General features: G+C 32.7%; 12 protein-coding genes. 4 read left to right on the top strand and 8 right to left on the bottom strand.

What is annotated here, in order from left to right; genetic code table 11:
• Window positions 1-40: 40 nt before the first annotated feature.
• The 7 genes from pstA to T410_RS06155 all read right to left on the bottom strand — a co-directional run bounded on the left by pstA (window position 41) and on the right by T410_RS06155 (window position 7,545).
• Window positions 41-985: a phosphate ABC transporter permease PstA gene (gene pstA, locus T410_RS06185; protein WP_081897813.1), complete on the bottom strand. Its 945-nt coding sequence runs from the start codon at window positions 983-985 to the stop codon at window positions 41-43.
• A gap of 3 nt (window positions 986-988) precedes the next feature.
• Window positions 989-2,206, bottom strand: a complete 1,218-nt coding sequence (pstC, locus tag T410_RS06180) for a phosphate ABC transporter permease subunit PstC (protein WP_035669550.1) — start codon at window positions 2,204-2,206, stop codon at window positions 989-991.
• Between the two features lie 77 nt (window positions 2,207-2,283).
• On the bottom strand, window positions 2,284-3,117 hold the full coding sequence (locus T410_RS06175) for a phosphate ABC transporter substrate-binding protein (protein ID WP_035669548.1): 834 nt from the start codon (window positions 3,115-3,117) through the stop codon (window positions 2,284-2,286).
• A 174-nt stretch (window positions 3,118-3,291) separates the two neighbouring features.
• Window positions 3,292-4,125, bottom strand: a complete 834-nt coding sequence (locus tag T410_RS06170) for a phosphate ABC transporter substrate-binding protein (RefSeq protein WP_035669545.1) — start codon at window positions 4,123-4,125, stop codon at window positions 3,292-3,294.
• A gap of 40 nt (window positions 4,126-4,165) precedes the next feature.
• Complete coding sequence (locus T410_RS06165) at window positions 4,166-5,521, bottom strand: hypothetical protein (RefSeq protein WP_035669542.1); 1,356 nt, start codon at window positions 5,519-5,521, stop codon at window positions 4,166-4,168.
• Window positions 5,522-5,667: 146 nt separating this feature from the next.
• On the bottom strand, window positions 5,668-6,792 hold the full coding sequence (locus T410_RS06160; protein WP_051929365.1) for a cell wall metabolism sensor histidine kinase WalK: 1,125 nt from the start codon (window positions 6,790-6,792) through the stop codon (window positions 5,668-5,670).
• A 69-nt stretch (window positions 6,793-6,861) separates the two neighbouring features.
• Window positions 6,862-7,545 carry a response regulator transcription factor gene (locus tag T410_RS06155; protein ID WP_035669540.1) on the bottom strand — a complete coding sequence of 228 codons (684 nt, stop codon included), beginning with the start codon at window positions 7,543-7,545 and terminating at the stop codon, window positions 6,862-6,864.
• Between the two features lie 225 nt (window positions 7,546-7,770).
• On the opposite strand from T410_RS06155, the gene T410_RS06150 reads away from it, so the two are divergent.
• From T410_RS06150 to T410_RS06135, 4 genes are all read left to right on the top strand, one after another.
• Entirely contained in the window at window positions 7,771-10,572 is a 2,802-nt protein-coding gene (locus tag T410_RS06150; protein ID WP_035669538.1) for a TonB-dependent receptor, read from the top strand.
• A 199-nt stretch (window positions 10,573-10,771) separates the two neighbouring features.
• Complete coding sequence (locus tag T410_RS06145; RefSeq protein ID WP_035669537.1) at window positions 10,772-11,962, top strand: hypothetical protein; 1,191 nt, start codon at window positions 10,772-10,774, stop codon at window positions 11,960-11,962.
• A gap of 118 nt (window positions 11,963-12,080) precedes the next feature.
• The gene (locus T410_RS06140) at window positions 12,081-12,419 is read left to right on the top strand and encodes a T9SS type A sorting domain-containing protein (protein WP_035669535.1); all 339 of its coding nucleotides are present in this window, start codon (window positions 12,081-12,083) and stop codon (window positions 12,417-12,419) included.
• Window positions 12,420-12,566: 147 nt separating this feature from the next.
• A complete protein-coding gene (locus T410_RS06135) occupies window positions 12,567-13,547 on the top strand; it encodes an acyltransferase (protein WP_035674175.1) in 981 nt (326 codons plus the stop codon).
• A 57-nt stretch (window positions 13,548-13,604) separates the two neighbouring features.
• Here T410_RS06135 and tyrS read toward each other — a convergent pair whose 3' ends face one another.
• Entirely contained in the window at window positions 13,605-14,903 is a 1,299-nt protein-coding gene (gene tyrS / locus T410_RS06130) for a tyrosine--tRNA ligase (RefSeq protein ID WP_035669534.1), read from the bottom strand.
• Window positions 14,904-14,963 lie beyond the last annotated feature (60 nt).

Raw genomic sequence — 14,963 nt, 5'->3', positions numbered from 1 at the left:
TATTATGTCTAAAATATAATTTATTAGGTAGATTTCAAAATTATTTTGCTTTTCTTCTAATTCTGGATCTAATAATTACTGCCACTAAGTTTAAGGATAAAGTAAGAATTAACAATACTAATGTTGTAGCAAATTGTATTGGCATTGTTTTTTCAACATCTGAAGATTGAGTTGACATGATATAAATATGATATCCCAAATTCATAAATTGATCGCTCAAAGAAGCTGGTAAAGTAGCTAAATAATATGCTGCTCCTGTAAACAAAATTGGAGCAACTTCACCAGCACCTCTACTAACAGCAAGAATTGTCCCTGTCATAATCCCAGAAATAGATCCAGGAAGCACTACATTTTTAATGGTTTGCCACTTTGTTGCACCTAAAGCTAAACTTGCTTCGCGCAGTTCGCGGGGAATTGTTTTCAAGGCTTCTTCAACTGAAACAATAATTACAGGTAAAGTAAGTAATGCCATAGTAAGACTTGCCCAAATAATATTAGGTTGTCCCCAATGCAATTGTCCGCCATTAAATGTTTTATCAATTCCTCCTCCTACAAATTGAATAAAAAATCCAAGTCCAAATAAACCAAAAATAATTGACGGCACAACTGCTAATGTTCGAATAGAAAATCGAACTGCGGCTGCAATTTTTGAATTTTCTTTAGCATATTCTGTTAAATAAATAGCCGTAATAGTGCCAAAAGGAACGGCTGCTATTGACATAACAATAACCAATATAAACGTACCGATTAAAGCAGGAAATATCCCTCCTTCTGTCATTCCATTCGTAGGAAATGAACTAATGAACTCCCATGAAAACTTTTCACGCCCTTCATAAATAATAATCCCTAATATTACAAAAAGAACAGCTATAATTAACAGAACTGCAATTTGAGTTATTCCAACAATAAATTTTCCTTTTAAATCTAAAACCTTTTTTTTATTTAAAAAAAACTGGTCTTCTGTTTCGTTAATGCTTGTATTCATGATTTATTTACCTTGAAATTTTTTGATTAATTTACCTTTAACATAAAACTCTGCAACGGCATTTAATGCAAATGAAAAAATGAAAAGCAATGATCCTATGAAAAACAAAACACTGTAATGCGTTTCACCAAATACCGTTTCCGCCATTTCGGAACCAATTGTAGCTGCAAAAGTACGCACACTCTCAAAAGGATTTGCTGATAATAGTGCTGCATTTCCGGTTGCCATAAGTGCAATCATAGTTTCTCCAAAAACGCGTCCAACTCCTAAAAGTAAAGCAGCAAAAATCCCAGGCGTAGCTGCTGGTAATATTACAAAAAAAGCAGTTTGCCACTTACTAGCACCTAGTGCTAAACTTGCCTCAGTAAATGTTTTAGGTATTGCTGAAAGTGCATCTTCTGATATTGTATAAATGATTGGAATTGCAGCCAAAGCCATAGCAACACCACCAATAAAAGCATTTAATCTTGATTCATATCCAAATATATCCTGAAAGAATGTAGCTAAAACCATCAATGCAAAAAACCCAATAACTACTGATGGAAATGCTGCTAGCATCTCAATGATAGGTTTAATAATCTCTTTGGTTCTTTTTGATGCGAAACAAGATGTATAAACTGCTGCTAATACTGCAATAGGTCCTGCGATTAACATTGCTATTATGGTCACTTTCAAAGTTCCAATAAGCAAACCTAACAACCCAAATCTGGGATGTTCCGATACAGGTACCCATTCAGTAGTAAAAAAGGTACTCCATGTTTTATCAGCACCTTCATTATTACTCCCAACAACTTCTTTCATATCATCTGAAGAGTCAGCAATAGTAGTTTCAGCTTTTACATCGCCATAAGTCTCCGGTTGCAGACCCTCATTTGTGACAGGTTCTGAACCATAGGTTTCAGGCTTTAAGTCTTCATTAGCAACCGCTTCTGAACCGTATGTCTCAGGTTTCAATTCATCTGTAGGTTCAGCCCCATAAGATTTAGGTTTTGCTACTGAACTGGAGGTAACCTCAACTTCTGTTTTAGCTTTCTCGAGTGTACCAAAATTAAAAATAGGTAGGGACTCTTTAAAAACAAAAACAAAAATAAGGATAATTATAGCTATTGATAAAAAAGCAACCGATGAGATGATTTTTTCAGCCAGAAACTCAGAAAGTCTAAATTGTTTTTTTAAACTTTCTTTAGTGAAATTTTGTTTATTTGGAAATTCGGAATTCATTTATTTTATTTAAGAATTCATAAGTTATTTGTTAAAAAAAGCTCATGCAAAAACGATGAACAATGCAAAAATACGTATTATTTTAAAGGATAATACCCAACTTCTTCAATCATTTTTTGTCCTTCCTGACTTAAAATCCAATCAATAAAAGCTTTGGCTTCTCCAGTTGGCTGTGATTTCAAGTACATATATAAATATCTTGAAATGGGATAGGTTTTATCTTTAATAGTCTCTGCAGTCGGCAAAACCCCTTCACTTTTAGCATCTACTTTTATTTTACAATCTTTTACACCTTCTGCATAAGCAGCACCGCCGTATCCAATACTATATTTATCTTTTTTAACTGCATTTACAATTGCAGCTGTACCAGGCAAAGTCTGACATGATTTTGAAAAGTCGGTTTTTACTACATGTTCTTTAAAAAACTCAAAAGTACCTGAACTGCTTTCTCTACCATACAATTGAATTTTTTCATCATCACCACCTACTTCTTTCCAATTAGTTATTTTTCCCGAAAAAATACTACTTAATTGTTCTAAAGTAAGTTCTGCAACTGGATTTTCTTTGTTTAAAAAAACGGATAAACCATCTTTGGCACAAGCGATTTCTAACCCACTTGTTTGATATTTTTCTTTTAATTTATCTATTTCAGAAGGTTTCATAGGACGACTTGCATTTGCAATATCCGTTGAACCGTTGATTAGTGCCGCAATACCTACACCTGAACCTCCTCCTGTCACCTGAATAGTGGTTTTAGGATTTTTTTTCATAAATGCTTCTGCCCACTTTTGAGATAGAATCACCATAGTATCAGAACCTTTTACGGTAATCTTTTTCGATTCATTAGAACTACATCCTACTGTCATTATAACTAATAAGATTACTGCAATTTTTAACTTACTTGTTTTCATAATCATTATATTAATACGGTAAATATTAAACCTATATTCTTTTCTATCTTATCCTTAACTTTTAATCACCTTTAAATGGGCAACTTATATTAATCTATTTAAGAATTCAAATATTACTTAAATACAAAAAGTATCCCCTATTGGAAAAACCAATAAGGGATACTAAAAGCATAATTATTTTACAGGAAAGTATCCTACTGAAGTAATGATTTTTTGACCTTCTGGACTTAAGATCCAATCAACAAAAGCTTTTGTTTCACCTGTTGGTCTTGATTTTAAATACATGTATAAATATCTTGTAATAGGATATGTTTTATTTTTTATTGTCTCTGCAGTTGGAGCAATACCAGGGCTTTTATCGTCTTTTTTTACTTTACAATCTTTCACACCTTCTGCATAAGCAGCACCACCATATCCAATTCCTAATTTATCTTTCTTAACTGCATTTACAATTGCTGCTGTTCCTGGTAATGTTTGACAAGATGGAGAATAATCTGTTTTGACTACATTATCTTTAAAAAAAGCAAAAGTCCCTGAGCTACTTTCTCTACCATACAATCTAATATTTGCATCTATACCACCAACTTCTTTCCAGTTTGTAATTTTCCCAGCAAAGATTTGACCAATTTGTTTTACTGTAAGTTCTGAAACACCATTTGCTTTGTTTAAATAAACAGACAATCCGTCTTTTGCACAAGGAATCTCAACACCTAAAGTATTATATCTTGCTTTTAATTTTTCAACTTCAGTAGCTTTGATAGGACGGCTTGAATTTGCAATATCAGTTGATCCGTTTATTAAAGCTGCAAGACCTACTCCTGACCCACCACCAGTAACCTGAATTGTTGTTCCTGGATTTTTTTGCATGTACACTTCAGCCCATTTTTGGGACAAAATAACCATGGTATCAGAACCTTTAACTGTTATTTTATTTAATGAAGTAAAAGAAAATCCTACTGCCATAACAACTAATAAAATAGCCGCTAATTTAATTTTTGTTGTTTTCATTTTATTTATTTATTATTGTATTAAAATCTAATTTATTGTATTAAAAACCTGCTTGAATTCTAATTGTAAACGTGTTATCTAATTTGTCTTTTATATAATCACCCCCTACTGTGGTACTTTTTTCATTGATTGGCAAACTATATCCTGCAACAATTTTTACATTATCATCATAAAAATATTGCCATGAGAATGACCAGTTATTATATTTTAAATCTTCTTTAATAGTCACTGTATTTCCTGCTAAATGTCTGTTTGGATCCCAACTATCATATCGTACTGCGATTTGATTACTCTTTCCAATGTTTTTAACCAAAGTCGCGTAATACCCTGAAAAATCTCTTATCCCATTAAAATTAAAACTAGGATTGCTATTCGCTACAGGTAATGCTGTAGTTGACTTTTCCCCTGATATGGTTCCCGAAATATATTCTCCTTTAAGAGACATTCCACCAAGAAAATCATAATAAACTCTCATTTCACCACCAAACCATCTTTTTTGGAAACTGTCCCCTACTTTAGCTGTGAAATTATTATTATTAGCGTCACTGAAAGTTCCGGCTTGTAAAACAGCCGTGTTACCTAAATAAGTATGTGCACCTATATCAATTCCCAATCCTTTAGAAGGAAACTTGAAAGCGTAAACACCTCTTACCATAACATCTTTCTTGTTATCGACGTCTCTAAGATTATTTGTCAAAGAACCTTCACCATAATTTCCGTTAAAAACGGCTAACTGAAATTTAAATGGAATCTCATATTTAGTCTCTAAATCCATTTCGATTTTTGCTCCTAAGTCTCTTTCTTGCGGATACAAAATTCCAGACATTCTACTTCTTTCTAATAATTCTCTTGAACGAGAAGAAAACTCTACTTCGTAACTTGTTCTGTTGAATTGCCCTAAAAACAATTTAAATGTTTGCAACCATTTATCATTTAACTGAACATAAGCATCTCTTAAAGTAACTTTATCAAAAGCATAATCCGGTTGAATTACAAATACCGCACCAGTAACTGGCTCATAAGTCAATTTAACACGAGCTCTTCTGATAAAAAAAGTATTTGTTATCGGCACCGCTGTAGTAGATGGCCCAGGCCCAATATTATCTTGATAATTATACATTTCGTATTGTGCTTGTAAGTAACCTGAAAATTTAATCTTAGTTAATTTACCAAGATCACTATCCATAGCCGCAAGTCTTTCATCAAGACCACTAAATTTCATAGTATGCTCATCAAGAGATTCTTTCAAAGATTCTATACTTACCGTCTTAACTGAATCAATACTTGTTGTTTCTATAGAATCAACAGGCACTGCTTTAATAGTATCACTCTTAATATCTTGTGCATTAGCCAAAACTGAAGTCATAACTAAAACTGCAAATAAAATTTTTTTCATTGTTGTTATCTGATTAATTTTTTTGCAAAGATGAATCAGTTATGTTAAGCTAATGTTAACACAATATTATGTTGATGATAAGTTAGTGTTTCCTTAATGTTTTCAATCTTTTTTATAGGATTTTCTTATACTCTCTATTAGACCTATTATTTATTTAATTTATTGATTTTAAGACTTTTACTATAAATTTGCTCAGCATCCAATTCCACTTTTCTTAATGCGGCCTTCTCAATCGTAAAGGAAAACTCAGAACCAATTCCAAATTCACTTTCCACATATATTTTCTCTTTATGGGCTTCGATAATGTGCTTTACAATTGCTAACCCTAAACCTGACCCTCCTTCAGAACGAGAACCGCTTTTATCTACCCTGTAAAAACGCTCAAAAAGTCTTGAAATATTTTGCTTTTCAATTCCTTCTCCATTATCAGTTATTCGAACCAAAACCTTTTTTTTAGTCAAATTAATGACGGCTACTTCCGTAAAACCTCCTTCTCGACCATATTTTATGGAGTTCACAATGAGATTCTCAACAACTTGCTGTATCTTATCTTTGTCTCCTTGCACAAAAATGGGCTGTATATGATAATTTTCAAAAGACAAGGTAATTTTCTTTTTATCAGCTTTCATTTCCAATAAATCGAAAACATTTTGTATTAATTCCACAATATCAAATTCTGAAAACTCTAGATTCAAATCCCCTGATTCTAATTTAGTAATCATATCTAAATCCTCCACGATATAAATTAATCGCTCTACACCTTTCTCTGCACGCTTTAAATATTTTTTCCTAATGTTTTTATCATCCATTGCTCCATCCAGCAAAGTAGAAATATAACCTTGAACAGTAAACAAAGGCGTTTTTAGCTCGTGTGAAACATTCCCAAGAAACTCTCTTCGGTATTCTTCACGAATTTGCAGCATTTCAATTTCTAATTTTTTATCAGTGGCAAACTTCTTAACTTCTCGTGTCAAAGTTTCCATATCAGTTGTAATGGGTTGATTTATAAAAGTACTGGATTCTAATAGCGAAACGTCATCGTATATTTTTTTTACACGTCTATAAATGAATCGTTCTACACGATATTGCAAAACCAAAAAAGAGAATATATATATAATCAAAAGACAAACAATTCCAAAAAGCAGTATATTTTTAATTTTGGAATCAAAAAATAATAACACCATTAAAATAACAAATCCAGTAGCAAAAAGGCTAATGAATAAGGCTGACTTTATAGCAAACTTGTAGGTTTTTTTAAAATTTATTTTCATTGATTTCACATCTCACCATTACAGCGATTTGATTTGCATTTTGTTATTCTAATAAAAAAGTGAGTTTAATTATACTTCAAACTTATACCCTACTCCTTTTATTGTTTTGAATAAATCTTCACCAATTTTTTCTCGTAATTTTCTAATATGAACATCTATGGTTCTCCCCCCAACAACGACTTCGTTACCCCAGACCTTATCTAAAATCTCATCACGTTTAAATACTTTTCCAGGCTTTGAAGCTAACAAATAAAATAATTCAAATTCTTTTCGTGGCAAAGCAATCTCTACATTATCTTTTCTAATTTTATATTCTTCCCGATTGATTTCAATTCCACCTACGTTAAGGGTTTCACTATTTTGCTCCTGCTCTTTCAAGCGTCTTAGCAATGCTTTAACTTTACTTACTAATAATTTTGGCTTGATTGGTTTTGTAATATAATCATCAGCGCCGGCATCAAAGCCTGCAACTTGAGAATAATCTTCGCTTCTTGCTGTAAGAAAAGTGATGATTACATTATTCAATTCCGGTATTTTTCTAATATTTTCACAAGCTTCCATTCCATCCATTTCCGGCATCATTACATCCATTATAATAAGATCAGGCAACTCTTTTTTGGCCTTTATAATAGCTTCTTTTCCGTTGGCCGCCGTAAATATCTGATACCCTTCCTGGGTAAGATTATACCCCACTATTTCTAAAATATCCGGCTCGTCATCTACCAGTAAAATCTTTGTATTTCTTTTTTTCATAAATAGAAAAATTATATTATTCTAAAGGAATTTACTCCTGAAATACTCAGTGATATTCAATTCCGATTGTAAATATAACAATAAAAGAATCGTTTAAAAATCACATTAACCGTAATTTAATATGTTAACGATTTATTAATATTCAAGAAACTAAATGGTAATAACTAACTAACATTTAATTTACAAAGCGGCCATTACTTTGCATAAAAATAAAACAGATAAAAAATGAAATTTAAAATATTGTTTATAGCATTATTAATCACAAGTTTTTCTTTTTCACAGAATAAAGGTACCATTTCAGGGATCCTTACTGATAAAGACGCTAACAATCAATCATTACCTTTTGCAAACGTACTTATAAAAGGAACTAATGTAGGAGCAAATACTGATATTGATGGTAAATACACTATCGCTGTTGCACCTGGAACCTATATAGTTCAATTCAGCTTTGTAGGTTATGAATCTATAGATGTTCCGGTAACAGTAGTTGCCAATGAAACATCAACGATAAATCAAGCGATTGGTTCAGGAAGCTACAAACTGGAAGATGTAGTAATAAAGAACACGACAAGCAGAGAAAAAGAAACGGTTTTATTACTTGACCAAAAGAAAGCTGTTGTAATAAAGCAAAGTATTGGTGCGCAAGAAATGGCTCGTAAAGGAGTTAGTGATGTAGAAGAAGGGCTTACCAAAATAACAGGAATTACTAAAGTAGGCTCAAGAGGTTTATTTGTTCGTGGATTAGAAGACCGATACAATAACTTATTGATAAATGACCTTGCTGCTCCAACTAACAATCCTTTCAAAAAAATCATTCCCTTAGACTTATTTTCTACTGACATTGTAGGTGTAATAGAAGTATACAAAACATTTAACCCAAACATTTATGGGGATTTTGCTGGAGGTACTTTTAACATCCAAACCTCTAAAGGTTCAAAAAGCGTAACCAAATTAAATATTGGATTAGGCTACACTATGAATAACAATTTAGAAGACTTCTTAATTTCCAAAGATGCTAATTCTACCAAAGGATTATTTGGCTTGACTGGAAACGACAGAAAAATTCCTAAACTTTTAGGAAATACTCCTTCAAGTTATACACTTACCCCTGATCAATCTTTAAAATCTTTTAAAAGTGGATTTGATGTTTCAAAAATAAACAGCCCTTTAAACACTAGTGTAGGTTTTCTTCATTCAGAGAAATTCAACCTGAAAGATGACAAGACTTTTTCTTACTTACTTTCCATCAATTTTGATAATAATTATTCTATTAGAAACGGAGTGGAAAGAACATTTACAAATAACCCTTCTGGCTTTACCTACAGAAATGATTTTGACAATACAGAATACCGCTATAAAACATCATTGTCTTCTTTAGTTGGATTAAATTACACCACTGATAGATTAAAACTTTCGTACAACACCCTTTTCATTAGAACTACTGAAAATTTGGTTAAAGATCAATTTGGTGTAGCTGATTCAAACTCAAGCAACAATAACACTTTAATAAGAACGAATCAATTAGACGAATCTAATTATTTGAACAACCAGTTATTGGGAGAATATGCATTGAATGAAGACAAAACTCAAAATATAAAAGCAGCCGTTTCGTATGCAATCACTAAATATGCGCAACCGGACAGAAAGTTCTTTTCAGGAACAAGATCAGGAACAGACGATATATTAGTTTCTGTTGCAGGAAACAATTTCATCAAACAGTATTTGGATATTTCTGGTGATTCTTACTTTTCTGGTTTAGGAGAATACAGTTTGAAATTTGGTAAAAACGAAAAAAATAACATTTTCACCGCTGGATATAATGGAAACATGTCTAATATGAATTCAACTTATCGTTTTATTACCCCGATAAACAATAGTGCTCCGAACAGTTTTACAGCACCATTAAATTCATTGGACACTCAATTAAATAGTTATCTTGGGTCAAATGCTATTAGTTTCAGAGAAAGTTCTAATGCAACTTATCAGGCAAAATTAAAAGAAACTGCTAATGCGGGTTATGCTAACTTACTTTACAAGTTTGGAGAAAAATGGGAAGTAAACGGAGGAATTCGTTTAGAAAGTACAATGAGGGAAACAAAATACAGAACACAAGGTTCATTCTCAGATCCATTCAAAACTTTAAAATACGACAACTTGTATGTTTTACCTGCTTTAAATGTGAAATATGGCTTAAATGAAAATTCGAATCTACGTTTTGCTACTGGAAAAACATACACAAGACCTGTTGTTATGGAATCATATCCTATCGAGTACATCAATGCTGACGGAACCTCAACAAAAGGAAATCCATTTTTAGAAAACAGCAACAATTATAATGTTGATTTAAAATATGAATTATTCCCAACATCAAAAGAAGTTTTTGTACTTGGATTATTCGGTAAAAAAATTGATCAGCCTATCGAAAGAACATTCATCTCTAATGCCGCAAATTCAACTATTACCACTTATTTGAATTCTGATAATGCCGTTTTATACGGAGCTGAAATCGAGTTTATCTTTGACTTTGCAAGAATCAACAAAAGTTTATCTGATTTCTCTTTTGGATTCAACACTTCATTAATGCATACAAAAGTAGCTGTAAAACCAACCACAACTGACAGTGACGGAAACGTAACAACATCAATTGAAACTTTTAAAAACAGAGAACTTCAGGGAGCTTCAAAATGGTTAATCAACTCTGATTTAAAATACCAATTTGATTTAAGTGAATCTTGGAGCAATACGATTTCGTTAGTTTATTCAGTATTTGGAAAAAGAATTTATGCAGTAGGAACAGGAGGATTAGACCATATTTATGAACTACCTGTTCAACAATTAGATTTTATTTGGAGCAGCAAATTATCAGATCATTTTGATTTAAAATTCAGCGCTGATAATCTACTTGATCCAATGCGAAAATCCGAACAAGGAAATAACGGAACTTCATCTATTGTTGAGCAATCAAACATAACGAATAGTTATAAAAAAGGAAGAGGGTTCTCAATTAATTTAGGATACACTTTTTAACACACACAATAGAAAACACTGAAAAGGCCCTATTCATTTAGGGCTTTTTTAATACTTAAAACTTATGTTATGACCTTAACATTCGCTTCACATTTAAGTGTTTTTTTAGTAACATTATTGTAATGTTCAGCTAACACATTTTGTAAAGTTATCCCATAATTTTGACAAAAATAAAAAACAATAAATAATACAATAAACTATGAAAACTAAATTTTTTGCTTTAGCACTTGCTACAGGGTTATTTCTAAATTCTTGCTCAAGTAGTGACAGTCCAACTCCTGTTACACCAGCGGCAACAGGCGAAATTACAGGTACAATAACTGCAAATAAAACTTTTGCATACGGAAATTATACTTTAAAAGGTATTGTTAAAGTTGCTTCAGGAGTAACAGTAACTTTCGAAGCAGGTTCTACAATTACAGCTAATAAAACTACCGGAGACAACGCATTAGTTGTTTTAAACGGAGGAAAATTGAACATTAACGGTACAGCTGACAAACCAGTAGTATTTACTGAAGCATCTGCAACTCCAGGTTCTTGGGGAGGAATCATCATCTATGGTGATGCACCTATAAAAGCAATTGGTGGTGTAACTACATCTACTTCTGAAGATGGGAATGCATTACCTTATGGAGGAACAAATGCTACTCACAACGGAGGTTCATTAACCTATGCAAGAGTTGAATATGCTGGAGCAAAATTAGCTGATGGAACAAAAGAAAATAATGGATTCACATTTTATTCAGTAGGTTCAGGAACAACATTAGACCACTTAGTTTCTTACAAAGGTGCTGATGATGGATATGAATTTTTTGGAGGAACTGTAAGCATGACAAATGCTATCTCTTACGGTAACTACGATGATGCTTTTGACTGGCAAGATGGATGGCAAGGTCAAAACAACTCTAACTGGTATGCTTACCAAACGGGTAAAGGAAACTTCGGAATGGAAATTGAATGTTCTAACAACAATAATGCCTTCTTTCCAAAAGTTACTAACATCACTTTAAAAAGAGAAGCAGGATGTACACCAGAAACTGCTGGTGATATTCAAGTTGATGCTTTCCAATTCAAAAAAGAAGGTAATGGAGATTATAGCAATATCATTATCTCAGGATACGGAGACTATACTGAAGGGACAACTGTTTACCAAGGTGCTGCGGTAAAAATTCAAGATGCTACTACAAACACAAATCAAGTTAATGGTTCAAAATTAAAATTAACTAATGTGACTATCTCTTCAACTTCACAAATTATACCTGTGGGAGCAACTTCAAGTATTGTAGTTAATTTCCCAGTTGGAAATTTTGTACCAAGTACAACTGCAACCGGTGCTTCATTAACTGCTGGTGCTTGGGCAACCGTTGGTGGCACAAGCTTAATCAAGTAGTTCTTAGTCTAAAAACACTAATAAATAAAAGATGAACACTTCTCTTTATGAGAGGTGTTTTTTTTTGTGGTACAATATTTGAAATATTTTTTATATATTTACGTAACAAATCTAAATCATGGCGAAAAACTACTTTTATATTACTATCTTATTGGTTTTTTTCTTTTCAGTGAGCCTTTCCGCTCAAGAAAACAAACAACAGCCAAGAACACAAGAAACTGCTTCGATAGAAGGCTTAAGCTTGTATCCGAACCCCGTGAGTAATGGAAAAGTTTACATTACTTCAAAAAATGACTTGGATAAAGAAATAATTATCTTTGATGTTTTAGGAAAAAAAGTACTCCAAACAATGCTGAGTTCAAGAGAACTAAATGTTTCAAATCTTACTTCTGGCGTTTACATCATTAAAATCAATGAGAATGATGCAACTGCAACCAGAAAATTGATTATCCGATAATATCAAAATTTAAACATTAAAGCTCCAATAGTATTTGGAGCTTTTTTTATGTAGAATCATAACGCAATAGCCTCCAAAAAACATATTATTCCTGTTTTGTGAATGAAATACCAATAATTTTTTTAGTTACTTTTGCAAAAAAAATCCTTGATTACATCCTCCGATATATTTGCTATTTCTAGTCAAAAACAATTTGAGAAAATTGCCTTAAAAGTATTTCGTTTCCAATACGAAAACAATACCGTCTATCATGAATTTTGCAATTTTTTAAAAACAGACCCTCATAAAGTAAAATCTTTAGGGCAAATTCCCTTTTTACCGATTCAGTTCTTTAAGAGCCATGAAGTGGTTTCTAATACCGATACAATTGAAGAAACCTTCACCAGCAGTGGAACCACCGGAATGATTACTAGTAAGCATTTAGTCACAGACGCTTCCATCTACGAAGAAAGTTACCGCAAAGGATTCTCTCAGTTTTATGGCAACATCGAAGATTATGTTGTTTTGGCTTTGTTGCCTTCTTATTTGGAAAGAGAAGGTTCTTCTTTGATTTATATGGTTGAAGATTTGATAACACTTTCCAATCATCCAGAAAGTGGCTTTTATCTACACAACCATGATGAACTTATAGCGAAACTAATTGCTCTGGATCAAGCCGGTCAAAATGTCATTCTGATTGGTGTCACTTATGCATTGCTAGATTTGATTGAAAAACATGACTTTAAACTGCAAAACACCATAATCATGGAAACAGGCGGAATGAAAGGCAAACGAAAAGAAATGATTCGGGAAGAATTACACGAACAACTGTGTGCAGGATTTGGCGTTTCAGCGATTCATTCAGAATACGGGATGACCGAATTACTTTCACAAGCGTATTCTTTAGGAAATGGCGTATTTGAATGCCCTTCTTGGATGCAAATCCTCATTCGTGATACCGAAGATGCTTTGACCTACATTCCAGACGGAAAAACGGGGGGCATCAACGTAATTGATTTAGCCAATATCAATTCCTGCTCTTTTATTGCCACTCAGGATTTAGGCAAAAAAAATCCCAACAACTCTTTCGAGGTATTGGGACGTTTTGATAATTCTGATATTCGAGGTTGTAACTTGATGGTTTTATAAAGTTTAATCGTTGATTTGTTTAATTAGTATTGATTAAACAAATAACCAATTAAGCTGTTAAACAATTCTTACTACAAAATAATTTTTCTTTCCGCTTTGCAACAACACAAATTGGTTGTTAATCAAATCTTTGGTCGAAAGCACAAATTCTTCTGTAACTTTTTCTTTATTGACAGATATTGAATTTGCAGTCAAAGCACGTCTTGCCTCACCATTTGACTTCATAAACGCTGTTTTTTCATTCAAAACGGTTACAATATCAAGTCCGACTTCGATTTCATTTCTGGCAATTTCAGCTTGAGGAACACCTTCAAAAACTTCTAGGAAAGTAGCCTCGTCTAATTGTTTCAAATCATCGGCAGTTGCATTTCCAAACAAAATATTAGAAGCTTTAATAGCTTTTTCTAAATCTTCTTTTGAATGAACAAAAACCGTTAACTCTTCGGCCAGTCTTCTTTGTAAAACTCTTAAATGCGGAGCCGTTTTATGTTCTTCAATAAGTTTATCTATTGTCTCTTTGTCTAAAAAAGTAAAAATCTTAATGTATTTCTCTGCATCAACATCAGTAGTATTCAACCAAAACTGGTAAAATTTATAAACCGAAGTTTTATCAGCAGTTAACCAAACATTCCCTCCTTCTGATTTACCAAATTTAGAACCATCCGCTTTTGTTATTAAAGGACAAGTCATCGCGAATGCTTTAGCCTCTTCACCTACATTCATACGACGAACTAATTCAGTTCCAGTAGTAATATTTCCCCATTGGTCAGAACCTCCCATTTGCAACAAACAGTTGTATTCTTTATGCAAATGGTAAAAATCATATCCTTGAATTAATTGGTACGTAAACTCTGTAAATGACATCCCTTCACCTTCGCCTGACAATCTTTTCTTTACAGAATCTTTGGCCATCATATAATTTACGGTGATTCTTTTACCCACGTCACGAGCGAAATTAATGAATGACAAATTCTTCATCCAATCATAATTATTTACCAGAACTGCCGCGTTTATTTCATTCGAATTAAAATCTAAAAAACGAGATAAAACACTTTTTATCCCATCTACATTATGATTCAAAGTAGCTTCATCCAAAAGATTTCTCTCATCAGATTTACCGGATGGATCCCCGATCATTCCTGTAGCTCCACCAACCAATGCAATAGGTTTGTGACCAAAATTTTTCAAATGAACCAAAAGAATTATAGGAACCAAACTTCCAATATGTAAGGAATCAGATGTTGGATCAAATCCTATATAAGTAGTCGTCATTTCTTTTAGAAGTTGCTCTTCGGTCCCAGGCATAATGTCATGAACTAAACCACGCCATTGTAATTCGGAAATAATATTTTTCATTTTATAAAAATCAATTTGCACAAAGATAGTTTTAATTGCATAATTTGAAAATCTATCTAT

This window comes from Flavobacterium sp. 83 (genome assembly GCF_000744835.1).
Taxonomy (GTDB): Bacteria; Bacteroidota; Bacteroidia; order Flavobacteriales; family Flavobacteriaceae; genus Flavobacterium.
Note: the sequence above shows the minus strand (reverse complement) of the source record. Positions and strands in the feature narration are given on the sequence as shown.

Bases quoted from the DNA above. Each gene is read 5' to 3' on its own strand.
- pstC (WP_035669550.1), bottom strand. From the start codon at position 2,206: ATGAATTCCGAATTTCCAAATAAACAAAATTTCACTAAAGAAAGTTTA.
- T410_RS06150 (WP_035669538.1), top strand. From the start codon at position 7,771: ATGAAATTTAAAATATTGTTTATAGCATTATTAATCACAAGTTTTTCT.
- T410_RS06170 (WP_035669545.1), bottom strand. From the start codon at position 4,125: ATGAAAACAACAAAAATTAAATTAGCGGCTATTTTATTAGTTGTTATG.
- T410_RS06155 (WP_035669540.1), bottom strand. From the start codon at position 7,545: ATGAAAAAAAGAAATACAAAGATTTTACTGGTAGATGACGAGCCGGAT.
- T410_RS06140 (WP_035669535.1), top strand. From the start codon at position 12,081: ATGGCGAAAAACTACTTTTATATTACTATCTTATTGGTTTTTTTCTTT.
- T410_RS06145 (WP_035669537.1), top strand. From the start codon at position 10,772: ATGAAAACTAAATTTTTTGCTTTAGCACTTGCTACAGGGTTATTTCTA.
- T410_RS06160 (WP_051929365.1), bottom strand. From the start codon at position 6,792: ATGAAAATAAATTTTAAAAAAACCTACAAGTTTGCTATAAAGTCAGCC.
- T410_RS06175 (WP_035669548.1), bottom strand. From the start codon at position 3,117: ATGAAAACAAGTAAGTTAAAAATTGCAGTAATCTTATTAGTTATAATG.
- T410_RS06165 (WP_035669542.1), bottom strand. From the start codon at position 5,521: ATGAAAAAAATTTTATTTGCAGTTTTAGTTATGACTTCAGTTTTGGCT.
- tyrS (WP_035669534.1), bottom strand. From the start codon at position 14,903: ATGAAAAATATTATTTCCGAATTACAATGGCGTGGTTTAGTTCATGAC.
- pstA (WP_081897813.1), bottom strand. From the start codon at position 985: ATGAATACAAGCATTAACGAAACAGAAGACCAGTTTTTTTTAAATAAA.